This window comes from Cupriavidus mimosae, from assembly GCF_023952485.1.
In the GTDB taxonomy this organism is placed as follows: domain Bacteria; phylum Pseudomonadota; class Gammaproteobacteria; order Burkholderiales; family Burkholderiaceae; genus Cupriavidus; species Cupriavidus taiwanensis_C.
Genome location: NZ_JALHRY010000003.1, coordinates 474565 through 496762, shown reverse-complemented (window position 1 = coordinate 496762; position 22198 = coordinate 474565). Strand labels below are relative to the sequence as shown.

Sequence of the window (22198 nt, the reverse complement as noted above, 5' to 3'; positions counted from 1 at the left end):
AAGGATCGCAAGTAAGACCGGCTGCCGGATTGCCCGCGGGTTGCATGACCCGAGCCTGCGGGCAAAGGGGGTAGTTGGTCGCTGACACGGGACCACTACCCCTTTTTCATACTTATATAGATTTCCCTACACCATGAATTCTGCAAACCGCAAACCGCTACCGGGCACCAAGCTGGATTACTTCGACGCGCGCGCCGCGGTCGAGGCCATCCAGCCGGGTGCCTACGACAAGCTGCCGTACACGTCGCGCGTGCTGGCAGAAAACCTGGTGCGCCGCTGCGATCCCGCCACGCTGACGGATTCGCTGAAGCAGCTGATCGAGCGCAAGCGCGACCTCGACTTCCCGTGGTTCCCGGCACGCGTGGTGTGCCACGACATCCTGGGCCAGACCGCGCTGGTGGACCTGGCCGGCCTGCGCGACGCCATTGCCGACCAGGGCGGCGACCCCGCCAAGGTCAACCCGGTGGTGCCGGTGCAGCTGATCGTCGACCACTCGCTGGCGGTGGAATGCGGCGGCTTTGACCCGCAGGCGTTCGAGAAGAACCGCGCCATCGAAGACCGCCGCAACGAAGACCGTTTCCATTTCATCGACTGGACCAAGAAGGCGTTCAAGAACGTCGACGTGATCCCGCCGGGCAACGGCATCATGCACCAGATCAACCTGGAGAAGATGTCGCCCGTTATCCACGCTGACAAAGGCGTGGCCTACCCCGATACCTGCGTCGGCACCGACAGCCACACCCCGCACGTCGATGCGCTGGGCGTGATCGCCATCGGCGTGGGCGGCCTGGAAGCCGAGAACGTGATGCTCGGCCGCGCCTCGTGGATGCGCCTGCCGGATATCGTCGGCGTCGAGCTGACCGGCAAGCGCCAGCCCGGCATCACCGCCACCGACATCGTGCTGGCCCTGACCGAATTTTTGCGCCGCGAAAAAGTGGTCGGCGCCTACCTGGAATTCCGCGGCGAAGGCGCCTCGAGCCTGACGCTGGGCGACCGCGCCACCATCTCGAACATGGCCCCGGAATACGGCGCCACCGCAGCGATGTTCTTTATCGACGAGCAGACCATCGAGTACCTGCGCCTGACCGGCCGCACCGACGAGCAGCTCAAGCTGGTCGAGACGTACGCCAAGACCGCGGGCCTGTGGGCGGATTCGCTGCAGAACGCCGAGTACGAGCGCGTGCTGAAGTTCGACCTGTCGAGCGTGGTGCGCAACATGGCCGGCCCGTCCAACCCGCACAAGCGTCTGCCGACCTCGGCGCTGGCCGAGCGCGGCATCGCCGTGGACCTGGACAAGGCCCGCGCGCAGGAGGCCGAGGGCCTGATGCCCGATGGCGCGGTGATCATCGCCGCCATCACCAGCTGCACCAACACCAGCAACCCGCGCAACGTGATCGCCGCCGCGCTGCTGGCGCGCAATGCCAACGCGCGCGGCCTGGCGCGCAAGCCGTGGGTCAAGTCGTCGCTGGCGCCTGGCTCCAAGGCGGTCGAGCTGTACCTGGAAGAAGCGAACCTGCTGCCTGATCTGGAAAAGCTCGGCTTCGGCATCGTCGCCTTTGCCTGCACCACCTGCAACGGCATGTCCGGCGCGCTCGATCCGAAGATCCAGCAGGAAATCATCGACCGCGACCTGTACGCGACGGCCGTGCTGTCCGGCAACCGCAACTTCGACGGCCGCATCCACCCGTACGCCAAGCAGGCCTTCCTGGCCTCGCCGCCGCTGGTGGTCGCCTACGCCATCGCCGGCACCATCCGCTTCGATATCGAAAAGGATGTGCTGGGCACGGACCAGGACGGCAAGCCGGTCTACCTGAAGGACATCTGGCCGACCGACGAAGAGATCGACGCCATCGTCCGGCAGAGCGTGAAGCCCGAGCAGTTCCGCAAGGTCTACGAGCCGATGTTCGCGCTGACCGCGTACACCGGCGAGAGCGCCGCGCCGCTGTACGACTGGCGCCCGCAGAGCACCTATATCCGCCGCCCGCCGTACTGGGAAGGCGCGCTGGCCGGCGAGCGCACGCTGCAGGGCCTGCGTCCGCTGGCGGTGCTGGGCGACAACATCACCACCGACCACCTGTCGCCGTCGAACGCGATCCTGCTGAACAGCGCGGCCGGCGAATACCTGGCCAGGATGGGCCTGCCGGAAGAGGACTTCAACTCGTACGCGACGCACCGCGGCGACCACCTGACCGCGCAGCGCGCCACCTTCGCCAACCCCACGCTGATCAATGAAATGGCCGTGGTCGACGGCCAGGTCAAGAAGGGTTCGCTGGCGCGCATCGAGCCGGAAGGCAAGGTGGTGCGCATGTGGGAAGCGATCGAGACCTACATGGACCGCAAGCAGCCGCTGATCATCATCGCCGGCGCGGACTATGGCCAGGGCTCGTCGCGCGACTGGGCCGCCAAGGGCGTGCGCCTGGCGGGCGTGGAAGCGATCGTTGCCGAGGGCTTCGAGCGTATCCACCGCACCAACCTGATCGGCATGGGCGTGCTGCCATTGGAGTTCAAGCCGGGCGTGAACCGCCTGACGCTGGGGCTGGATGGCACCGAGACCTATGACGTCATCGGCGAACGCCAGCCACGCGCGACGCTGACGCTGGTGGTGCATCGCAAGAATGGCGAGCGCGTGGAAGTGCCGGTGACCTGCCGCCTCGACAGCGACGAGGAAGTGTCGATCTATGAGGCTGGCGGCGTGCTGCAGCGGTTTGCGCAGGACTTTTTGGAGTCGAACAAGGCGGCGGCGTAAGCTGAAGCTGCTACCGAAGCCGGTGGTGTGCTCCCCTCTCCCGCTTGCGGGAGAGGGGGTGGGGAGAGGGCAGGCGTTTGCAAGCATGAGGTCGCGTCACTTCGTGGCTACGCCGCCCCTCTCCCCCGCCCCTCTCCCAGGGGGAGAGGGGAGAAAACAAGCGCTTCGCTTTGCTTCCCCGCATTGGATTTCCAATTTGTACAGAGGCCCCCGGCCTAACCAGGACTAAACATTCCCATGGCCCACGTACCCCAGATCAAGATCCCCGCCACCTACATCCGCGGCGGCACCAGCAAGGGCGTGTTCTTCCGCCTGCAAGACCTGCCCGAGCGCGCGCAGGTACCCGGCCCCGCCCGCGACGCGCTGCTGATGCGCGTGATCGGCAGCCCCGACCCGTACGGCAAGCAGATCGACGGCATGGGCGGTGCCACCTCCAGCACCAGCAAGACCGTGATCCTGTCCAGGAGCACGCGCCCGGACCACGATGTCGACTATCTGTTCGGCCAGGTCTCGATCGACCAGTCATTTGTCGACTGGAGCGGCAACTGCGGCAACCTGTCCGCCGCGGTCGGCCCGTTCGCCATCAGCGCCGGGCTGGTCGACCCGAGCCGCATCCCGCAGAACGGCGTCGCCGTCGTGCGCATCTGGCAGGCCAATATCGGCAAGACCATCATCGGCCACGTGCCCGTCACCAACGGCGAAGTGCAGGAAACCGGTGACTTCGAGCTTGACGGCGTGACCTTCCCGGCCGCCGAAGTGCAGCTCGAGTTTATGGATCCCGCCGCCGAGGAAGAAGGCGCCGGCGGCGCGATGTTCCCGACCGGCAACGTGGTCGACGACCTGGAAGTGCCGGGCGTCGGCACGCTCAAGGCGACCATGATCAACGCCGGCATCCCGACCATCTTCGTCAATGCCGAGAGCATCGGCTATACCGGCACCGAGCTGCAGGACGCCATCAACAGCGACACCAGGGCGCTGGCGATGTTCGAGACCATCCGCGCCTACGGCGCGCTGCGCATGGGCCTGATCAAGGACGTGGACGAGGCCGCCAAGCGCCAGCACACGCCCAAGGTCGCCTTCGTGGCCCGGCCGGTGGACTACACCGCCTCCAGCGGCAAGAAGGTGGCCGCGGCCGACGTGGACCTGCTGGTGCGCGCGCTCTCCATGGGCAAGCTGCACCACGCCATGATGGGCACGGCCGCCGTTGCCATCGGCACCGCCGCGGCCATCCCCGGCACGCTGGTCAACCTGGCCGCCGGTGGCGGCGAGCGCAACGCGGTGCGTTTCGGGCACCCGTCCGGCATGCTGCGCGTGGGTGCCGAGGCCCAGCAGGTCAATGGCGAATGGGTCGTAAAGAAAGCCATCATGAGCCGCAGCGCGCGCGTGCTGATGGAAGGCTGGGTGCGCGTGCCCGGCGACGCGTTCTGAGCTGGTTGCAAGCGAAAACGCCGGTGCCGGCGACAATCGGCCGGCCCGGCAAAGTATGCGCCTGAAGTTATGGCGAAGCCGGTTTTATGCCGAATCGGCATAACCCTTGCGCCGCCCTTCCACCGCGAATTTCTCCTCACGTATAGTCTCTGCCGCTGCCTGAACCGGACCCTGCACCCCAGGCCCGGCCGCGGCAGCCACCGACTGAACACGGACGGCACCATTCCACCCATAAGGTATGTCGTGCCGCTTCCAGTACGGGCCACACGTTCGTATAGATACCGAGGAGAACCATGAAACATTCCGCCCGCGTCACCACGCTGGCCGCTGCCCTGTTGTCGGCGAGCCTGATCACCGGCGCCGCCCACGCCCAGCTCGCGCCCGCGGCCCAGCCTGCCGCCGCCGCTGCCACGGCCCCGGCCCCGGCCGAAGCGCGCAAGGCCAACATCGTCATCATCGGCACCGGTGGCACCATTGCCGGCGCCGGCGCCGCGGCGACCAACACCGCCGCCTATCAGTCCGCCGTGGTCCCGGTCGACAAGATCATCGCCTCGGTGCCCGAAATCTCCAAGGTCGCCAACGTCAAGGGCGAGCAGATCTTCCAGATCGGTTCGGAAAGCTTCAACAACGAACGCCTGCTCAAGCTGGCCAAGCGCGTGTCGGAACTGCTCAAGCAGCCTGACGTCGACGGCATCGTGATCACGCACGGTACCGACACCATCGAGGAAACCGCTTATTTCCTCAACCTGACGCTGAAGAGCGACAAGCCGGTGGTGGTGGTCGGCTCGATGCGCCCGGGCACCGCGCTGGGTGCGGACGGCGCGCTGAACCTCTATGACGCCGTGCTGGTCGCCTCCAACCCGGCGTCCAAGGGCAAGGGCACGCTGGCGGTGCTGAACGACGAGATCCACACCGGCCGCGACGTTTCCAAGACCAACACCTTCAAGACCGAGACCTTCCGCTCGCCGTTCGGCCCGCTGGGCTACGTGGTGGAAGGCCGCACCCTGTTCTACCGCCTGCCGGCACGGCCGCACACGCTGCAGACGCAGTGGGACATCGACAAGATCGACAAGCTGCCGGAGGTCGCCGTGGTCTATGCCTACGGCAACGCCAACCCGGCCGCGGTCGACGCCGCGGTGAAGAGCGGCGCCAAGGCCATCATCTACGCCGCCACCGGCAACGGCAGCGTCGGCGACTACATGGTCGAGTCGCTCAAGGCCGCGCGCGCCAAGGGCGTGCAGATCGTGCGCGCGTCGCGCACCGGCAGCGGCGTGGTGGTGCGCAACGCCGAGCAGCCCGACGACAAGTACGACTGGATCGTCACCGACGACCAGCTGCCGCAGAAGGCGCGCATCCTGATGGCGCTGGCGCTGACGCAGAGCAACGACAGCAAGGCGCTGCAGCAGGTGTTCTGGAAGTACTGATCCAGGGCAGCACGGATCCGCGCGCCGCGCAGGGCTACACCCGGCGGCGCGCACCCCACCCTGATCAGCCGCGCCGCTGCGTCCCCGTGCTTCATCGCCTCCGCCACGACCGTGCCCGGCATACCGGCCGGCCGGTCGCGCCAGTGCAACTGGCGCGCTGAGGGTGAAGGCAAACGGTTGGCGGTTAATTGCGTTAATAGCAGCGAACAGCGCGCGCAGGTGCAGCGGCTCAGAACATGGCGCTGCTCATCAAGGCCCTGGCGACCAGCACGCCCTCGTCAGCCGCTTCGGCGTACACGGAAACGTCCGTCACCACTTGCCGGCGGCCGCGCCGGGCCACCGACGCCACCGCCCGCAGCGCGGCACCTTGCGCCGGCGCCAGGTACTGGATCGACAGCGCAGCGGTCGCCCCGCCCTTCACCTCGTCGGCACTGGCACCCGACGCCGCCGCGGCCGCGCCGGCGATGTCGATCAGCGTGGCAATGACACCGCCGTGGACGATGCTGCCGTGGGTCACGTTGGTCGGCAGGAACGGCATCTCCAGCTCGACATGGTCCGGCGCCAGGCTGGCCAGCCGCACGCCGAGGGCGCGCGCCACGGGAGATCCCTGCAGCACGTTATCGACCATGACGCGCATGCGCGGATCGACGCCGGCTGGTCGGCGGTCTTGGGAAAGGGGCACGGCGGCGATGGTCTGGGGCATGGCTGGACTCCTGAATAGGCGCGATTCCTGCCCCAGCGTAATGGCCCGTGCCGCGTGGCTCAATGACGTGCGAGGTAATCCCCGGTCCCACGGTGCGGCCTTTGGCCGGGCTGCCGCTCCGCTGCCGATATAATGGGCGGCCGTTTTACCCTCCGCCCTCCCGCCACCATGCCGTCACCTCTCGAATCCGCCGCGCTCCGCCCAGAACCGGACCACGGCAGCACGGATTCCACGTTGTCCGAGCGCCCGGACAGCCCCTGCATCGGCATCTGCTCGACCCTGTTCGACGAGGTGTGCCAGGGCTGCGGCCGCACCGCGGCCGAGGTCAGCAACTGGGTATTTTTCAGCGACGAGGAAAAGCAGCTGGTGTGGGAACGGATCACACGCGAAGGCACCGGCAAGCGATTCCGCCAGGGCTGAGCCGCGCTCACCCGTAGCCCGTCATTCGCCGGACAGGCGCCGCTCCATCGCTTCGACTTCACGCCGTTCCAGGCGCTGCCGTGCCAGCTTGCGCCAGCTCTCAGCCAGCGGCGCCAGGGCGGCCATTTCTTCCAGCGCGGCATAGTCGAGCCGGTCGACATACAGTACCTGCAGCAGGCGGTGCAGCGACCATTCGGGACAGGGCCGCGCCACCAGTTCCAGCCCATCGCCAGCGGCCACCTCGCCGGTTTCCAGCACGCGGTAGTACCAGCCGGTGCGCAGGCTCTGCTGCACGGCGCGCGACATGCCCGCATAGCCGAAGCGGTGATTGAGCTTCCAGCACGGCTGGCGCGCCTGCGACACCTCGACCAGCGCCGTGCCCAGGCGGAAGCGGTCGCCAATGCAGACGTCCGCTTCGGTCAGGCCCGTGGTGCTCAGGTTCTCGCCGAAGGCGCCGGGCGCGTCGAGGACGCCGTCGCCGGACGCTCCCTGCTCTTGCAGCGCCCGCCGCCACGCGGGGTAGTGGTCGAAGGCATAGTGATGCAGCGCCTTTTCCGGGCCGCCATGGTGCCGCGGATCGCCCTGCCCGTCGCCCTCGAGCCCGGTGGCGGTCACGCGGATGCGAGCGCGCGTTGCGGCCTTGGCAATGCCGCTGGGTACGCCCCCGGGGCCGAACGGGCGCACGGCGCCGGTCAGCACCGCATCGATCGGCACGCGGATGGCGGATAGCGGCTGGCTCATAGTCCGGCTTGCTCCAGCCAGCGCGCGAACATGCGTTCCCCCGCCGCCGCCACGGTGGCGCCGACCTGCGCGGTACGCGCGCGGATAGTGCGCGGATCGATGCCGGCCTTGCCCAGTTCGACGGTATGGCCGATCAGCCAGGCCTCGATATCGCGCGGCATGACCTCGGGATGGAACTGCAGCGCCAGCACCTGGTTGCCGATGGCATAGGCCTGGTTCGGCACCGCCGCGGTCGAGGCCAGCAGCTGCGCGCCGGCGGGCAGGTCAAAGGTGTCGCCGTGCCAGTGCAGGACTTCCCATTGCGCCGCAGCCAGCTCGGCCAGCGCCGAATCCTGCCCGGCCGGCGTGGGCGTGATCGGCGCCCAGCCGATCTCGCGCGGGCCGGGGTAGACCCTGGCGCCGGCGGCGCGCGCGATCAGCTGCGCACCCAGGCAGACGCCGATGAGCTTGCCGTCGGCGGCCAGGCGCTCGCGGATCAGCGCGATTTCCGCCTCCAGCCATGGATAGGCGTCGGTCTCGTAGACGCCGATGGGGCCGCCGAGCACCAGCAGCAGGTCGGCCGGCTCGCTGGCGATGGGGCCAAGATCATCGACGCCAGCCTGGAACACCCGCAGCGTGTGTCCGCGCGCGCGCAGGGCGTTGCCGATCACGCCCGCGTGCTCGAAGGCGACGTGCTGGATCACATGGGTGGTACGCGTTGTCATCAGGGGCTCCTGCCGGGACTGAGGGAGAGAAAGGCCCTCATGTTAGCGCCTGTCGCCAACTCCCGGCGGACGGCCTCGCCAGTTTGAGAACCTTCCCGGCGAGGCATGCCGCGGCCCGCGCTATTTTGTCGCAGGCGCCAGCACCAGGGCGTCTGCCGCGCCCTGCGGATCCCGGGTTGCCGCCGGCGGCATGGTGACGTACTCCACCGCCGCCCACTTGCCGATCCAGTCGCGGTAGCGCGGCAGCAGCGCATTGCCGGACTGCCCGGTGGAGTCCATGAAGCGCGACGCCGCCAGGTCGGACAGGTCATAGAGCGCGCGCACGCTGGCCGCATGGGTGTTTTCGAACGGCGCCTTGTCGTCGCGCAGGTTGTGCCGGCCGACGTTGACGGTGTAGGTGTCGCCACCGGTCGGCACGCGCAGGTTGAACAGCGGCGCCAGGTACCCGACCTTGCCGAACGGCCGGTGCTCCAGCCGCGCCGCATGGGCCTCGCCCCAGCGCCAGCGCGCGGGATCGTCGCCATAGCGGCGCGACAGGTCCGCCATGGCCTGGGTCCAGGCATCGGCCACGGCATCGTCGCAGCTCTCGGCCGGGCCGGTATGGGGACGGTCGCACCAGAACGCGCCCAGCTTGCGCGGATCGCGCAGGATGTTGAGCATGGGCTGCTGCACGTTGCGCTGGTCCCACAGGCGCACGAAGATCGCCTCGCCGGTCTTCTCCTCGAACAACCGGCGCGACAGCTCGCGCAGCCATGCCGTGACCACCAGCGGCTCGGCGCGCGCGGGGTCCATGGTGCCGTCCCACTGGCGCAATGCCTGCAGCAGCGCGCGTTCGCGCGTCGGGCGCGCGGCGTCGTTGCTGACCGGCGCGGCCAGCAGCAGCGGCAAGACATCGCGCACCGCCAGCGAGACCACGTCCTTCTGGATCGCGGCGAAGCTGTCGAAGGTATGCCTGGGCGTGGCCGCCAGCAGCGTGCGGATGCGGTCGAAGCGATACGGCACCGTCCATTCGCTGGTGATGAAGTACGGATAGTCGGGTGCGACGATGCGCTGGTTGGCCGTCACGATCACGCCCCCGGCGGGGTTGTACTGGTGCGGCAGCGCCTCGAACGGGATAAAGCCGGTCCAGTCGTAGCGCGCGTCCCAGCCGGGCGCCGGGGCCAGGCCCTTGAGGTCGTTGTCGGCGCGCCGCAGCGGCACGCGGCCCGGCGCATAGAAGCCGATATTGCCGTCGACGTCGGCATAGACGATGTTCTGCTGCGGCGAGTGGAAGTCGCGCAGCGCGTTGGTGAAGCTGTTCCAGTCGCGCGCCTGGTTCAGCCGCAGCCCCGCCAGGAAGGTGCCGTCGTCCGGGCGCAGCGCGGTCCACTGGAACGCCACCACGTATTGCGCGCCCAGCGGCGCCGCGGCGCTGGCGAGCGACTCGGCCACATCGGAAATCACCGGGCCGTGGCGCGTGCTGCGGACCTTCAGCGTCACGTCGGCGGCGCCCTTGACGCGGATGGTCTCGGTACGGGTCTCGAACGCGGCCCATCCCTGCGGCGTCTGGTACTGGGTGTCATTGCCCGGACGCACGCGTTCGATATACAGGTCCTGCACGTCCGGCGCGGTATTGGTCAGCCCCCAGGCGATCCGGTCATTGTGGCCCAGCACCACCAGCGGCATGCCGGGCAGCGTCGCCCCGGCCACCTCGAGCCCGGGCGCGCTCAGGCGCGCGAAGTACCACAGCGCCGGCGCCTGCAGGCCCAGGTGCGGATCGTTGGCCAGCATCGGCTTGCCCGATTGCGTGTGCGCGCCCGACACCACCCAGTTGTTCGAGCCCATGCCCTCGACATAGCCCGGCGGGGCCTTGTCGCCGACGCTGGCCATCGCACTCGCCAGCGGCGCCAGCTGCCGGTACAAGTGGCCGTAATCCATGGTGCGTACCGGCTGCTCGCCCGGATACGGCGCCAGCAATTCGCTGATGCGGGCCATTGGCAGCACCTGCGCCAGCCGCATGCGCAGCGTCTCCTGGGTCCAGTTGCCGCCCAGGTCCCATGCCATCATGGTCTGCCAGCCCAGCGTGTCGGCCGGCTCCCAGCGCTCCGGCCGGATGCGCAACAGCAGGAACTCCGGCGGCAGCGGGCCCTTGCGCTGGTCGATCCATGCATTGACGCCGTCGGCATAGGCCTGCAGCGCCGCGCGCGCCTCGGGCGAGGCCTGCGCGAAGATGGCCTCGGCGTTGCGCCGCACGCCCAGCGTGCGCAGGAACTTGTCGTTATCGACGGCAGACGGGCCCAGTATCTCCGCGAGGCGGCCGGCGACGATGCGCTTGTTCATCTGCATCTGCCACAGCCGGTCCTGCGCGTGCACGTAGCCCAGTGCGAACCACGCATCGGCCTTGCTGGCGGCGCGGATATGCGGCACGCCATGGCGATCGCGCACCACCGTGACCGGTTCGCGCAATCCGGCCAACACCTCGTGGCCCGACACCGGCGGCTGTGCCGCGTGGCGATACCAGGCCAGCGCGCCCGCGGCGGCCGTCACCGCCAGCCCCAGCAGCACTGCCAGCCATCTGGTCAGCCGACCGAACCCGCGCATCGTTGCTCCCCCTTTTCTCGTTGTCATGTTGTTCCGCGCACTGTCGCGCATTATCCGCGCATTTTCCACGTACTCCGCGCACGAAAAAAATGCCCGGACCGGCCGGGCATTTTCCACGCTGCGGTGCTGCTTGCCCGCGCGCCCGTCAGGCGGCGGACTTCTTCAGCTGCAACGACTTGTACTCGAGAAATTCCTCCAGCCCATACTTGCCGGCTTCGCGGCCGTTGCCGGACTGCTTGAAGCCGCCGAACGGCGCCTGCATGTTGAACGGTCCGCCGTTGATATCGACCTGGCCGGTGCGGATGCGGCGCGCCACGCGGATCGCGCGCGCCTCGTCGCCGGACCAGACGCCGCCGCCGAGGCCATAGATGCTGTCGTTGGCGATGCGTACCGCGTCTTCCTCGGTGTCATAACAGATGATCGACAGCACCGGCCCGAAGATCTCTTCCTGCGCCACGGTCGCGCGTGGCTCGACGTTGCCCAGCACGGTCGGCTTGACGAAGAAGCCCTGGTCCAGCCCTTCCGGGGTCTCGGGGCCGCCGGCCACCAGCTCGGCGCCCTCTTCCAGGCCGCGGCGGATATAGCCGGTCACGCGGTCCTTCTGCACCGCGGAGATCAGCGGGCCCAGCTTGCTGGTTTCCTGCAGCGGATCGCCCACGGTAAAGCCTGCCACCACCTGCTGCGCGATCGCCTTGACTTCGTCGTAGCGGGCGCGCGGCACCAGCATGCGGGTGTGCGCCGAGCAGGTCTGGCCGGAGTTGAGGAAGCAGGCATTGATGGTGCCCTTGACCGCCGACGGCAGGTCGGCATCGTCGAGGATCACCGAGGCCGACTTGCCGCCCAGCTCCAGCGCGACGCGCTTGACGGTCTGCGCCGCCAGCTCGGACACGCGCTTGCCGGCACGGGTCGAGCCGGTGAACGACACCATGTCGACTTCCGGATGGCTGGCCAGCACCTCGCCCACCACCGGGCCGTAGCCGGTCACCAGGTTGAACACGCCCGGCGGCAGCCCCGCGGCGTCGATCACCTCGGCCAGCACGAAGGCGTTGAGCGGCGCCACCTCGGACGGCTTGAGCACCACGGTGCAGCCTGCGGCCAGCGCCGGCGCGACCTTGAGCGTGATCTGGTTGAGCGGATAGTTCCACGGCGTGATCGCGCCGACCACGCCTACCGGCTCGCGCACCACCAGCGAATTGCCGACTTCTTCCTCGAAGCGGAAGCCCTCCACCAGCCTGGCGGCCTGGCCCCAGTTGTAGACCGGGCCGCCGACCTGGATCGCGCGCGCCAGCTTGATCGGCATGCCGACTTCGCCGGCGATCAGCTGGGCCAGTTCTTCGCTGCGCGCCTTCAGCCCTTCGGCGATTTTGGCGATATAGCCGGCCCGCACCGACGGCGGCGTGGCCGACCAGCCCTCGAAGGCGGCGCGCGCGGCCTGGATGGCGTCTTCGGCGTCGCGCGCCGAGCCTTCCGGAATGGTCCCCATCACCGCTTCGGTGGCGGAATGGATGACGTCGATCTTGCCGGTGCCGTGGGGTGCGACCCACTTGCCGTTAATAAAGAGTTTGTCTCGTTGTTGCATGGCCACAGTTCTCGGTTTGGTGAATTGGCGATTGCAATTTTTTGTTACTTTTATGGTGCACGCACATTGTAGAGCGGATTCCGGCCCATGTTATGGCGCTGCGGAAAATGGCGCCGGCCGCGCCTGCCGCTCGGCACAAGAAGCTGGCGATAATCGGCCGCGGGTGACAGACGGGAGACACGCGACTCGTGGGCGGGGAACGCCACGGCGCGCGCGCATAACAAGACTAAGGGGGCGAAGGCATGGTCGATCCGATCTACCGCAAGACGGAGGCGGGGCAGGACGAAATCCGCAGCCGCGCGCGCAAGCTGGACCACAAGCTGCGCGCGCTGCTGCTGATGGTCAACGGCGAGCGCCGCGAGCAGGCATTGCTGGCGCAGGTGGCGGGCATGGGGATCGGCCCCGAGGCCATGGCATCGCTGCTGGCCGAGGGGCTGGTCGAAGCCGTCGCCGAGCCGGCACAGCCGCGCGCCGCCGCGCCGCAAGAATCCGCGCGTGTCGCGCCGCCGGCTGCCGACACCAACCTGTTCTCGGTCTACGCGATGCGCCATGCACCACCGCCCGAGGTAGCGGCGCCGCCGCACACAAGTACAGTCGCCGCCCACTCGCCCGCCGAGATCCAGGCATACCAGCGCCTCTACCACTTCTATACCGACGTGATCGGGCAGCATCTCGGGCTGCGCGGCTACATGCTGCAGGTAAAGGTGGAGAAGGCCGCCGACCTGCCCGCGCTGATGGCGCTGCGCGAACCGCTGCACGCGGCGCTGCTCAAAGTGCGGGGCGACATCACCGCCCGCGCCATCATGGCGCAACTGGACCAGGTCCGCGACGGCAGCGCCGCCTGACACGCCACGCCAGACAGCAAAAAGGCCGCCCGGAGGCGGCCTTCAGCATGCAGCGGGGCGCGGCGCTCAGCCGTCGATGCCCTGCGACTGCAGGTACTCGTCGTACGTACCCAGGTAGTCGGTCAGCGTGCCGTCGGTACGGACTTCGATGATGCGCGTGGCCAGGCCGCTGACGAACTCGCGGTCGTGCGAGACGAAAATCAGCGTGCCCTGGAACTTGTCGAGCGCGATCTGCATCGACTCGATCGATTCCATGTCCATGTGGTTGGTCGGCTCGTCCAGCGCCAGCACGTTGTGGCGGCCCAGCATCAGCTTGCCCCAGATCATGCGGCCCTTCTCGCCGCCGGACAGCACCTTGACGTTCTTCTTGATGTCGTCGGCCGAGAACAGCAGGCGGCCAAGGGTGCCGCGCAGCGAGGTCTCGTCGTCGCCGGCCTGCGTCCACTGGCTCATCCAGTCCATCACGTCGCGGTCTTCCGGGAACTCCTCGTAGGTGTCCTGCGGCATGTAGCCGACGTTGGCGTTCTCGGCCCACTTGACCGTGCCGCGGTCGACCTCGACCCCGCGCTGCACGCCGGTCTGCACCGCGCCATTCAGCAGGCTGCGCAGCAGCGTGGTCTTGCCCGCGCCGTTCTCGCCGATGATGGCGACGCGCTCGCCGGCCTGGATCGCCATCGACAGGTTGTTGATGATCTTGCGGTCGTAGCTCTTGGTGATGCCTTCGACCTCGACCGCCAGGTTGTGCAGCTTTTTCTCGAACTCGAAGCGGATGAACGGGTTCTGGCGCGACGACGGCTTGATGTCCTCGACCTTGATCTTCTCGATCTGCTTGGCGCGCGAGGTGGCCTGGCGGGCCTTGGACTTGTTGGCCGAGAAGCGGCGCACGAAGTCCTGCAACTCGCTGATGCGCTCCTTGGCGCGCGCGTTGGCGGCCATCTGGCGCTCGCGGGCCTGCATCGACGCTTCCATGTATTCGTCGTAGTTGCCCGGATAGACCTTGAGCGTGCCGTAATCCATGTCGGCCATGTGGGTGCAGACCGAGTTCAGGAAGTGGCGATCGTGCGAGATGATGATCATGGTGGAGTTGCGCTCGTTGAGCACGGTCTCCAGCCAGCGGATGGTGTTGATGTCCAGGTTGTTGGTCGGCTCGTCGAGCAGCAGCACGTCCGGATTCGAGAACAGTGCCTGCGCCAGCAGCACGCGCAGCTTCCAGCCCGGCGCGACGTCGCTCATCGGGCCCTGGTGCTGGGCGGTCGGGATGCCCACGCCCAGCAGCAGTTCGCCCGCGCGCGACTCGGCGGTGTAGCCGTCGTATTCGGCGTACTTGGCCTCCAGCTCGGCGGCCTTCATGTAGTCTTCGTCGGTCGCTTCGGGGTTGGCGTAGATGGCGTCGCGCTCCTGCGCGGCGGCCCACATTTCGGTGTGGCCCATCATCACCACGTCGAGCACGCGCATGTCTTCATAGGCAAACTGGTCCTGGCGCAGCTTGCCCAGGCGGATGCCCGGCTCCAGCATGACGTTGCCCGCCGACGACTCGAGGTCGCCGCCCAGGATCTTCATGAAGGTGGACTTGCCGCAGCCGTTCGCGCCGATCAGGCCGTAGCGGTTGCCCTCGCCGAACTTGACCGAGATATTCTCGAACAACGGCTTGGGGCCGAACTGCATGGTGATGTTTGCGGTAGAAAGCACGTCTTGAACCTTGTCTGGAGATTGTGGCGCCGCGGCGCGGGCCGGAAGGATTCCGGCGGCCATGGCAGGCGCTGCGGCACGGGCCACGCCGGGTTCACGCGAGAACCCGGCAGGAAATCAGGAAATAACCGCGCATTCTATCATCCGGACGCATTCCTTGCGACCGTCGCGCGCGGCTACGGGCCGCTGGCTCAGGCCAGCGGCGGCAGCACCGGGTAGCCCGAGAACGCCATGCTGAAGCCGTCGGCGCGTGCCGACAGCCGCACCTGCGCACCGACCGGCAGGGTCAGCTTGCGGGCGCAATGTCCGAACGGCAAGCCGGTCAGCACCGGCACCGTCAGCTGCTCGCGCAGGTAGGCCACCACGGCGTCCATGTCGTAGCCGTTGTCGTAGTCGGTGACGCGGTAATTGGAGAAATCGCCCAGCACGATGGCCCGCTGCGCGCCCAGCACGCCGGCCTGCTGCAACTGGACCAGCATGCGCTCGACCCGGTAAGGAGGCTCGTTGATGTCTTCCAGAAACAGTACCCCGCCCTGAACTTGCGGCATGAACGGCGTGCCCAGCAGGCTGCACAGCATCGCCAGGTTGCCGCCCCACAGCGTGCCCTCGACGCTGCCGGAGAACGGCTGGCCGCCGGACTGCGGCGCGACGATGTCGACGCGGTAGGCAGGATTGCGCAGGATGCCTTCGAAGTGCTCCCACATAAAGGCATCGACGCCCTCGGCGCCAAAGTCGGCCAGCAGCATCGGTCCGGCAAAGGTGACGCCGCCGGTGGCCGCCAGGTAGGCCAGCTGGAATGCGGTGAAGTCGCTGTGGCCGACGATGGGTGTGCCGCTGGCGCGTGCCTGCCCGGCAATGCGGGCAAAGTCGACCTGCGCCAGCAGGCGCGCGATGCCATACCCGCCGCGCACCGCCAGCGTCAGTTCGTGCGGCACGCCAGTACCGATCGCGTGCAGGTCGGCCAGCCGCTCCGCATCGGTGCCGCCGAAGCGCAGGTAGCGCCGCGCCAGCACGTCGGGGTTGGTCATGTGGTAGCCATGGTGCTTGAGCCAGGCACAGCCGCGCGCGGCGGTGGCGACATCGTGCGGATACCCGGACGAGGCGATCAGTCGGACTTCGGTATGCGGCCTGCTGTTCGGCGTGCTCATGCTTCAGTGTCGTGGTTCTGGTCGGGTCCGGCGGCCGGCTGGCGTGCCGCCTTCTGTGCAGCCTTCTGCGCGCGGCGGCGGGCGCCGAAGAAATCCTTCAGCATCTGGCCGCAGTGCTCGGCCAACACCCCGCCGGTGATGCTGGTCTGGTGGTTGAGCTGGGCCTGTTGGAACAGGTTGACCACGCTGCCGGCGGCGCCGGTCTTCGGATCGCTGGCACCGAACACCACATGGCGCAGCCTTGCGTGCAGGATCGCGCCGCTGCACATGGCGCACGGCTCCAGCGTCACGTAGAGCTCGCACTCGGGCATGCGGTAGTTGCCGATGACCTGGGCCGCGGCGCGCAGCGCCTGCATTTCGGCGTGCGCCGACGGATCGACCGAGCGGATCGGCAGGTTGTGGCCGCGCGCGATGATGGTGTCGTTCCAGACCACCACCGCACCCACCGGCACCTCGCCCGCGGCTTCGGCCAGGCGGGCCTCTGCGAGCGCGGCGCGCATGTAGCGCGCGTCGCGCTCGGCGGCTTGCGCCGGATCATCCGGCAGCGCGCGCGGCGCGCGCAACGGCAGGGGTGGCGGCAGCGGCGGCGGCTGGGTCATTCGTCGCCCGCTCAGTCCTGCGCGGGCAGCACCACCGGCGCGCTGACCTCGGCCCAGCAGTTGGGCGTTTCGAACAGGACCAGCCTGGTCAGTTGCAGCTGGTGGCCGAAGCAATCCTTGAACACCGGCGCCAGCATGTCGAAGGCCACCTGGGCCAGGTTCTCGACCGTCGGGATCGCGTCCAGCACCACGGTCTTGTGCCCTTCCATCGATTGCAGGAAGTTCAGCAGCGCGGTGTCGCCGCGATAGATCAGGAAGGCATGGTCCCACTTGCTGACCAGGTGCTCGTTGGCGAGCGCCTTGATGTCGCCGAAATCCAGGATCATGCCGTCATCCGAGGCGCCCTCGCGATGCAGCACCTCGCCCGACAGCGTCAGGTCCAGCCGATAGCGGTGGCCGTGGATATTGCGGCACTGCCCGCAGTGGTTGGGGATGCGGTGGCCGGAATCGAACTCCAGCCGGCGGGTGATGGAAACTTGTTTGCTCATGTGTACCGGCGCCGGTGCCGGCCGCCTGCGTTGAAGCGGACGCCGCGCGTGCGTCCGAAGCCTCTATTGTGGACTGAATTGCCTGCGTGATGCTGGCCTAATGGCTGGCCTCGTGGCTCGCGCGGGCTGGCCCGCGGCACTGCCGCTCAGCGGATCCCCAGCAGCTTGTGGGTCTGCAGCGACAGCCGCCATTGCGGGTGGCGCTGGCAGAAGGCCACCGCGGCGGCGGTATTTTCGCGCGCCAGCGGACCGTCCATGGCCTGCACCAGGAAATGGCGGAAATCAAGCTTCTCGTATGCGGCAAAGTCCTGCCCTTCCTGCGGGATCACCACCTTCAGCTCGTCGCCGCGCGTGACCACCAGCTCCGAACCCATCTTGGGGCTGACGCAGACCCAGTCGATGCCGGGCGGCACGGCGATGGTGCCATTGGTCTCGATCGCGATTTCGAACCCGTGCGCGTGCAGCGCGTCGATCAGCGGCGCATCGAGCTGCAGCAGCGGCTCGCCGCCGGTGCAGACCACCAGCGGCTTGCCGCCGGCGCCTTGCGGCCACTCCGACGCGACCACCGCAGCCAGTTCCCCGGCGCTACGGTACTTGCCGCCGCGCGTGCCATCGGTGCCGACGAAATCCGTATCGCAGAACTGGCACACCGCGCTGGCGCGGTCCTGCTCGCGGCCGCTCCACAGGTTGCAGCCGGCAAAGCGGCAGAACACCGCGGCGCGACCGGCGTTGGCGCCTTCGCCCTGCAGCGTATAGAAGATTTCCTTGACGGCGTAAGTCATGCGTGGGGGTCTCTCTCGGACCGTAAACAGCGGTTCGGCAGCGCTTGCTGGCCGGGGTTCAGTAAAGGATGGGCAGGGCCGGAGCCGGACCTCGTGCCGCGTGGTCACATTGGCGCGTGGTCGCGCCCTCGATGTGGACCGAAACGTATCGATCGGGGCGGCTGTGCTGGCAGCGCGGGTGCTGCCGGGTGGGGCTGTCCTGGCCTGTCGCAGGCTGCGCCCGGCATTGGGCCGGACGTGCCGCAAGTATACCAGAGGCCCCAGGGTTTCCGCTTGGCCGGCGCAGCCCGGTCCGCCCCGGCACAGGTGATGTACAGCGCTCGCGCCGGGCCCACGCCGGCCCGGCCCGCGCCGGCCCGTTGCGTGCCTACTTCAGCCCGAGGTAGTCGCGCTTGCCGATCTGCACGCCCTTGTGGCGCAGGATGTCGTAGGCGGTGGTCACGTGGAAATAGAAATTGGGCAAGGCAAAGCCGAGCAGGTAGGACTTGCCGTCGAAGCGCAGCGGGCCCTGCGGCAGCTTCAGTTCGACTACGCGCTGTTCGCTGCCTTCCAGCTGCGCCGGCGTGATTTGCTCCAGGAACACGATGGTGCGGCCGATGCGGTCCTGCAGTTCAGCAAAGGTGGTTTCGGTATCGGCAAACGACGGCACCTCGATCCCGGCCAGCCGCGCGGCGCAGCCCTTGGCGGCATCGCTGGCGCGCTGCACCTGCGCCGGCAGCGGGTCCATGTCGGCGATCAGGCGGGCCTGGATCAGGTCGCCCGGATCCATCCCCTGCGCCTGCGCGTGCGCCGCGCCCTTGGCGAGGATCGCGTCGAGGTGGCCCAGCGCGCGGACAAACGGAGGGATCGAAACGTCGTACATCGAAAGTGCCATGGAGAGTCTCCTGTGCAGGGGGGGTTCTTGTCTTGCGGCCCCTCGGGCATGCGGACCGCAGCCGCGAGCATAGACCGGATCGGCCCTCGCTGCCTGACCATGCCCCGCTGGCGGGCATCCTGATTTAACATAGCCAGCCACCGCCCCCGCAATCCTGCAATCCTGCCGCCCTCCCCGTCCGCGCCCGACATGAACGCGCCGTTCCCTCTCCGCACGGAATGCCCGCCCGGTGCCTGCATCTGCGGGCGTGAAGCGCTGCTGAGCGACCCCGATGCCGACCTGCGCGCGCTGCGCCTGACGCGCGCCGAGGAAAAGCGGCTGGTCGAACGGCTCGAGAACCTGACCAGCCTGGCCGAGCTGCAACGGATGGAGGGCCTGATGCAGGCCCAGCTCGGCATCGTGCTTAGCATCACGCCCAGCGCGCGCGGCGTGCGCACGGTGCGCGGCATCAGCATCCAGGTGCTGGAGCAGCCCGGCCTGTGCCGCAAGATCCGCCAGTCGATCCCGTCGGCGATCCGGCGCAGCATGGAGGCGCACCCCGAGATCGCCTACGCGATCGTCGATGCGCACGACCTGCTGGGCGGGGCCTGAGCGCGCCGCTCAGCCGTTGCTGTCGGCAAGCCGCAACGCGTGTTCGCGCACATCCGCCGGCCAGTCCGCGATGTGCCGGGCGAATCCCGCCAGATCGTTGGCGAACAAGGCCCGGCTCGCTTCCTCGAAACCGGCCAGGTCGCCGGCAATCGCCACCATGAAGTGATAGGCACGCTCGCTGGCGGCACGGCTGCGGTCCTTGCCGGCGTGATCGCGGCGCGCCTGCTCGACCAGCTTGCGCAGCGCCACCGACGCGCCGCCGGGCTGCTCCGCCAGCCATTCCCAGTGGCGCGGCAGCAGCGTCACCTCGCGCGACACCACCCCCAGCTTTGGACGGCCACGGCCGCGCGGTTCGGCCGCTTGCGGGCCAGCGCCACCCTTGCCGCCCTCCCCGGCCAGTTGCGCTGCGCGCACTGTCGACCGCTCAAGCAACTCGTCAACGGTGCCGCTGGTATCCAGGTCGATCGAGCGGCCGGTGCTGTCGTCGAAGACCAGCACCGGACCGGCCGCGCCGTTGTCCAGGGCCCGTCTAAGCGCCAGCGCGTTGTCCGGCAGCGGACCCGAGGCAATGCGGCGGTGGCCGTCGAAGGTGGTGAAGTGAGGCGGCGTGGGCGCGGTCATGGCAGGTCTGCGAAAGAGAAACAGGAACATTGCCAAATATTACCCGGATAAAATAAGAAGTCAATATTACCCGGGTAATTTATGTCGATCCGTCCATGCGGGTGTAGGACCGCGCCCGATACCTGCGCTGGCATCACTGACCTATCACTGAGACATAGGCAGAACAAGCGGAGGTCGGTCGGCATGACGATTTCATACTGGGCAGCCGGGACAACCCTTTCCAGCCCGCCCCTGGACGGCGACGCGACCTGCGACGCCTGCGTGATCGGCGCGGGCATCGCCGGGCTGTCGGTCGCCTATGAACTGGCCGCCGCCGGACAGGCCGTGATCGTGCTCGATGCGCACGGGCCTGGCGCCGGTGAAACCGGCAGGACCACCGCGCACCTGATGACGGCCTTCGACGATTATTTTTTCTACATCGAACGCCACCTCGGGCATCAGGCGGCGAGGCGGGTAGCCCAGAGCCACGCGGCGGCGGTGGCGCGGATGGAGTCGATCTGCGCAGCGGAGGCCATCGATTGCGACTTCCGGCGCGTCGACGGCTTCCTCTTTGCCGAATCGTCCGAGGGCGAGGACCTGCTGTCGAAGGAACTTGAGGCCGCGCACCGGGCCGGCCTCGACGACGTCGAGCGGGCCAGCGACGTGCCCACCGGCAAGGTGGCGCTGCGCTCGGCACTGCGCTTCCCGCGGCAAGGGCAGCTCCACCCGCTGAAGTACCTCGGCGGCCTGGTCGACGCGATCCAGCGCCGCGGCGGCAGGGTGTACGGCAAGACCCGCGCCATGGAGGTCGAAGACGGCCGTCCCGCCACCGTGCGCACCGACAGCGGCGCGCGCATCGAGGCCGGCAGCGTCATCGTTGCCACCAATACGCCGTTCATCGACCGCTTTGCCATCCATACCAAGCAGGCCGCGTATCGGACCTTCGTGGTGGGCATGAAGGTGCCGCGCGGCAGCATGCCGCTGTGCCAGTTCTGGGACACGCTCGATCCCTACCATTACGTGCGCATCGCCGGCGACCTCGACCCCAGCTACCAGTTGCTGATCAGCGGCGGCGAGGATCACAAGGTCGGCCAGGCGGACGATGCCGGGCAGCGCTTTGGCAGGCTGGTCGACTGGACCCGCCAGCGCTTCCCGGTGGTCGACGAACCCGTGTTCGCGTGGTCGGGCCAGGTGATGGAGCCGGTCGACGGGGTCGCCTTTATCGGCCGCAACCCCGGCGATACCAATGTCTATGTCGTCACCGGCGATTCCGGCAATGGCATGACCCATGGCGCCATTGCCGGCATGCTGATCCGCGACCAGATCACCGACCGCACCAATGACTGGGCCGATCTTTACGATCCCTCGCGCAAGTCGGTGACGGCCGTGGTCGAGTATGCGCGCGAGAACGCCAACGTGGTGGCCCGGTACGCCGACTGGCTCGGCAAGGACGACGGCGTGGCGCTCGATGCCATCGCCCCGGGCGACGGGCATGTGGTCAAGGCCGGCGGTCGCCACGTGGCCGCGTTCCGCGATGCGGATGGCGCCCTGCACACCTTCGACGCGACCTGCCCGCACCTGAAATGCCTGGTCCAGTGGAACAGCCTGGAGCAGTCCTTCGATTGCCCCTGCCATGGCTCGCGCTTCGGCGTCGATGGCTCGGTGCTGCATGGTCCGGCGAAGGGTGGACTGGAGCCCGTCAACCTGACACGGGACGACCAGCGCCATCATTGAACGGGGAGGCACGCCGCGCCAGCATTGCGATGGCGCGGCGAACGCACGGGCCCGTGCGCGCCCGCAACGTAAAGGAGTCGCCATGCTCACTCCCGCCAGCATTGCCAAGCACCCGATCCATCCGATGCTGATCACCATCCCCATCGGCTTGTGGATCTTTTCCTTTGCCTGCGACCTGATCCGCTATTTCGGCGGCACCAGTCCCAACTGGCCGGTGGTGGCGCTGTATGCCATGGTCGGCGGCATCATTGGCGCGTTGCTCGCGGCCCTGCCCGGACTGATCGACCTGCTGTCGCTGCCCAGCGGCATCCGCCGCATTGCGCTGCTGCACATGGGCATCAACCTGACGGTGGTCGCGCTCTATGTGGTCAACGCCTGGTGGCGCATGCGCGGGGCCGGTGCCGGCGCCATCGTGCTGTCGGCGATCGCCATCGGCCTGCTGGTGGTGTCCGGCTGGCTGGGCGGGAAGATGGTGCATGTCCATGGCGTGGGCGTGCAGACCCCGCCGGCACCGCTGCGGTGA

20 protein-coding genes are annotated in these 22198 nt (G+C 68.1%); 8 read left to right on the top strand and 12 right to left on the bottom strand.

Annotated features, from left to right (window positions below; genetic code table 11):
- Positions 1-133: 133 nt before the first annotated feature.
- The 3 genes from acnD (at position 134) to MKD50_RS08630 (ending at position 5598) form a co-directional block, all read left to right on the top strand.
- On the top strand, positions 134-2746 hold the full coding sequence (gene acnD / locus MKD50_RS08640) for a Fe/S-dependent 2-methylisocitrate dehydratase AcnD (protein WP_252666876.1): 2613 nt from the start codon (positions 134-136) through the stop codon (positions 2744-2746).
- 237 nt (positions 2747-2983) lie between these two features.
- On the top strand, positions 2984-4174 hold the full coding sequence (gene prpF / locus MKD50_RS08635; RefSeq protein ID WP_252666875.1) for a 2-methylaconitate cis-trans isomerase PrpF: 1191 nt from the start codon (positions 2984-2986) through the stop codon (positions 4172-4174).
- A gap of 293 nt (positions 4175-4467) precedes the next feature.
- On the top strand, positions 4468-5598 hold the full coding sequence (locus tag MKD50_RS08630) for an asparaginase (RefSeq protein WP_252666874.1): 1131 nt from the start codon (positions 4468-4470) through the stop codon (positions 5596-5598).
- A 229-nt stretch (positions 5599-5827) separates the two neighbouring features.
- On the opposite strand, the gene MKD50_RS08625 is transcribed toward MKD50_RS08630, so the two are convergent.
- Positions 5828-6301 (bottom strand): PaaI family thioesterase, encoded by a 474-nt coding sequence (locus tag MKD50_RS08625; RefSeq protein ID WP_252666873.1) that lies wholly within the window; start codon positions 6299-6301, stop codon positions 5828-5830.
- Between the two features lie 168 nt (positions 6302-6469).
- Between MKD50_RS08625 and MKD50_RS08620 the strand changes: the two genes are divergently transcribed.
- On the top strand, positions 6470-6721 hold the full coding sequence (locus MKD50_RS08620; RefSeq protein WP_115703563.1) for a DUF1289 domain-containing protein: 252 nt from the start codon (positions 6470-6472) through the stop codon (positions 6719-6721).
- 21 nt (positions 6722-6742) lie between these two features.
- Here the strand turns inward: MKD50_RS08620 and MKD50_RS08615 are convergent, their stop codons facing one another.
- The 4 genes from MKD50_RS08615 to MKD50_RS08600 form a co-directional block, all read right to left on the bottom strand.
- On the bottom strand, positions 6743-7462 hold the full coding sequence (locus MKD50_RS08615; protein WP_252666872.1) for an MOSC domain-containing protein: 720 nt from the start codon (positions 7460-7462) through the stop codon (positions 6743-6745).
- Complete coding sequence (locus MKD50_RS08610; protein WP_115703188.1) at positions 7459-8166, bottom strand: glutamine amidotransferase; 708 nt, start codon at positions 8164-8166, stop codon at positions 7459-7461. Before MKD50_RS08610 ends, MKD50_RS08615 begins: the two co-directional genes overlap by 4 nt.
- A 120-nt stretch (positions 8167-8286) precedes the next feature.
- Positions 8287-10746: a penicillin acylase family protein gene (locus tag MKD50_RS08605; RefSeq protein WP_252666871.1), complete on the bottom strand. Its 2460-nt coding sequence runs from the start codon at positions 10744-10746 to the stop codon at positions 8287-8289.
- Positions 10747-10891: 145 nt separating this feature from the next.
- Positions 10892-12325 (bottom strand): aldehyde dehydrogenase family protein, encoded by a 1434-nt coding sequence (locus MKD50_RS08600; RefSeq protein ID WP_240074582.1) that lies wholly within the window; start codon positions 12323-12325, stop codon positions 10892-10894.
- A gap of 242 nt (positions 12326-12567) precedes the next feature.
- Here MKD50_RS08600 and MKD50_RS08595 point away from each other — a divergent pair, with 242 nt between their 5' ends.
- On the top strand, positions 12568-13170 hold the full coding sequence (locus tag MKD50_RS08595) for a hypothetical protein (RefSeq protein WP_252666870.1): 603 nt from the start codon (positions 12568-12570) through the stop codon (positions 13168-13170).
- Between the two features lie 66 nt (positions 13171-13236).
- Here the strand turns inward: MKD50_RS08595 and MKD50_RS08590 are convergent, their stop codons facing one another.
- The 6 genes from MKD50_RS08590 to MKD50_RS08565 all read right to left on the bottom strand — a co-directional run bounded on the left by MKD50_RS08590 (position 13237) and on the right by MKD50_RS08565 (position 18750).
- Positions 13237-14859 carry an ABC-F family ATPase gene (locus tag MKD50_RS08590; protein WP_115703196.1) on the bottom strand — a complete coding sequence of 541 codons (1623 nt, stop codon included), beginning with the start codon at positions 14857-14859 and terminating at the stop codon, positions 13237-13239.
- A 191-nt stretch (positions 14860-15050) separates the two neighbouring features.
- Positions 15051-16007, bottom strand: coding sequence for a muramoyltetrapeptide carboxypeptidase (ldcA, locus tag MKD50_RS08585; protein ID WP_252666869.1), 957 nt, complete (start codon positions 16005-16007; stop codon positions 15051-15053).
- The gene (gene tadA / locus MKD50_RS08580; protein WP_371925306.1) at positions 16004-16606 is read right to left on the bottom strand and encodes a tRNA adenosine(34) deaminase TadA; all 603 of its coding nucleotides are present in this window, start codon (positions 16604-16606) and stop codon (positions 16004-16006) included. The genes ldcA and tadA overlap by 4 nt, the downstream gene beginning before the upstream one ends.
- Before the next feature lie 11 nt (positions 16607-16617).
- A complete protein-coding gene (locus tag MKD50_RS08575; protein WP_115703200.1) occupies positions 16618-17094 on the bottom strand; it encodes a 6-pyruvoyl trahydropterin synthase family protein in 477 nt (158 codons plus the stop codon).
- 146 nt (positions 17095-17240) lie between these two features.
- Positions 17241-17876, bottom strand: coding sequence for a 7-carboxy-7-deazaguanine synthase (gene queE / locus MKD50_RS08570; RefSeq protein WP_252666868.1), 636 nt, complete (start codon positions 17874-17876; stop codon positions 17241-17243).
- Between the two features lie 367 nt (positions 17877-18243).
- Positions 18244-18750, bottom strand: a complete 507-nt coding sequence (locus tag MKD50_RS08565) for a DUF1993 domain-containing protein (RefSeq protein WP_252666867.1) — start codon at positions 18748-18750, stop codon at positions 18244-18246.
- Between the two features lie 189 nt (positions 18751-18939).
- Here MKD50_RS08565 and MKD50_RS08560 point away from each other — a divergent pair, with 189 nt between their 5' ends.
- Positions 18940-19341 (top strand): hypothetical protein, encoded by a 402-nt coding sequence (locus MKD50_RS08560; RefSeq protein WP_115703206.1) that lies wholly within the window; start codon positions 18940-18942, stop codon positions 19339-19341.
- Between the two features lie 9 nt (positions 19342-19350).
- On the opposite strand, the gene MKD50_RS08555 is transcribed toward MKD50_RS08560, so the two are convergent.
- Positions 19351-19962: a DUF2239 family protein gene (locus MKD50_RS08555; RefSeq protein ID WP_252666866.1), complete on the bottom strand. Its 612-nt coding sequence runs from the start codon at positions 19960-19962 to the stop codon at positions 19351-19353.
- A gap of 183 nt (positions 19963-20145) precedes the next feature.
- On the opposite strand from MKD50_RS08555, the gene MKD50_RS08550 reads away from it, so the two are divergent.
- Together MKD50_RS08550 and MKD50_RS08545 are read left to right on the top strand one after the other, a co-directional pair.
- A complete protein-coding gene (locus tag MKD50_RS08550; protein ID WP_252666865.1) occupies positions 20146-21675 on the top strand; it encodes an FAD-dependent oxidoreductase in 1530 nt (509 codons plus the stop codon).
- A gap of 82 nt (positions 21676-21757) precedes the next feature.
- Positions 21758-22198 (top strand): DUF2231 domain-containing protein, encoded by a 441-nt coding sequence (locus MKD50_RS08545; RefSeq protein WP_116356536.1) that lies wholly within the window; start codon positions 21758-21760, stop codon positions 22196-22198.

What these genes read in the sequence shown, in the direction of transcription:
- acnD (WP_252666876.1), top strand. Translation starts at nt 134, where the DNA reads ATGAATTCTGCAAACCGCAAACCGCTACCGGGCACCAAGCTGGATTAC.
- prpF (WP_252666875.1), top strand. Translation starts at nt 2,984, where the DNA reads ATGGCCCACGTACCCCAGATCAAGATCCCCGCCACCTACATCCGCGGC.
- MKD50_RS08630 (WP_252666874.1), top strand. Translation starts at nt 4,468, where the DNA reads ATGAAACATTCCGCCCGCGTCACCACGCTGGCCGCTGCCCTGTTGTCG.
- MKD50_RS08625 (WP_252666873.1), bottom strand. Translation starts at nt 6,301, where the DNA reads ATGCCCCAGACCATCGCCGCCGTGCCCCTTTCCCAAGACCGCCGACCA.
- MKD50_RS08620 (WP_115703563.1), top strand. Translation starts at nt 6,470, where the DNA reads ATGCCGTCACCTCTCGAATCCGCCGCGCTCCGCCCAGAACCGGACCAC.
- MKD50_RS08615 (WP_252666872.1), bottom strand. Translation starts at nt 7,462, where the DNA reads ATGAGCCAGCCGCTATCCGCCATCCGCGTGCCGATCGATGCGGTGCTG.
- MKD50_RS08610 (WP_115703188.1), bottom strand. Translation starts at nt 8,166, where the DNA reads ATGACAACGCGTACCACCCATGTGATCCAGCACGTCGCCTTCGAGCAC.
- MKD50_RS08605 (WP_252666871.1), bottom strand. Translation starts at nt 10,746, where the DNA reads ATGCGCGGGTTCGGTCGGCTGACCAGATGGCTGGCAGTGCTGCTGGGG.
- MKD50_RS08600 (WP_240074582.1), bottom strand. Translation starts at nt 12,325, where the DNA reads ATGCAACAACGAGACAAACTCTTTATTAACGGCAAGTGGGTCGCACCC.
- MKD50_RS08595 (WP_252666870.1), top strand. Translation starts at nt 12,568, where the DNA reads ATGGTCGATCCGATCTACCGCAAGACGGAGGCGGGGCAGGACGAAATC.
- ldcA (WP_252666869.1), bottom strand. Translation starts at nt 16,007, where the DNA reads ATGAGCACGCCGAACAGCAGGCCGCATACCGAAGTCCGACTGATCGCC.
- tadA (WP_371925306.1), bottom strand. Translation starts at nt 16,606, where the DNA reads ATGACCCAGCCGCCGCCGCTGCCGCCACCCCTGCCGTTGCGCGCGCCG.
- MKD50_RS08575 (WP_115703200.1), bottom strand. Translation starts at nt 17,094, where the DNA reads ATGAGCAAACAAGTTTCCATCACCCGCCGGCTGGAGTTCGATTCCGGC.
- queE (WP_252666868.1), bottom strand. Translation starts at nt 17,876, where the DNA reads ATGACTTACGCCGTCAAGGAAATCTTCTATACGCTGCAGGGCGAAGGC.
- MKD50_RS08565 (WP_252666867.1), bottom strand. Translation starts at nt 18,750, where the DNA reads ATGGCACTTTCGATGTACGACGTTTCGATCCCTCCGTTTGTCCGCGCG.
- MKD50_RS08560 (WP_115703206.1), top strand. Translation starts at nt 18,940, where the DNA reads ATGAACGCGCCGTTCCCTCTCCGCACGGAATGCCCGCCCGGTGCCTGC.
- MKD50_RS08555 (WP_252666866.1), bottom strand. Translation starts at nt 19,962, where the DNA reads ATGACCGCGCCCACGCCGCCTCACTTCACCACCTTCGACGGCCACCGC.
- MKD50_RS08550 (WP_252666865.1), top strand. Translation starts at nt 20,146, where the DNA reads ATGACGATTTCATACTGGGCAGCCGGGACAACCCTTTCCAGCCCGCCC.
- MKD50_RS08545 (WP_116356536.1), top strand. Translation starts at nt 21,758, where the DNA reads ATGCTCACTCCCGCCAGCATTGCCAAGCACCCGATCCATCCGATGCTG.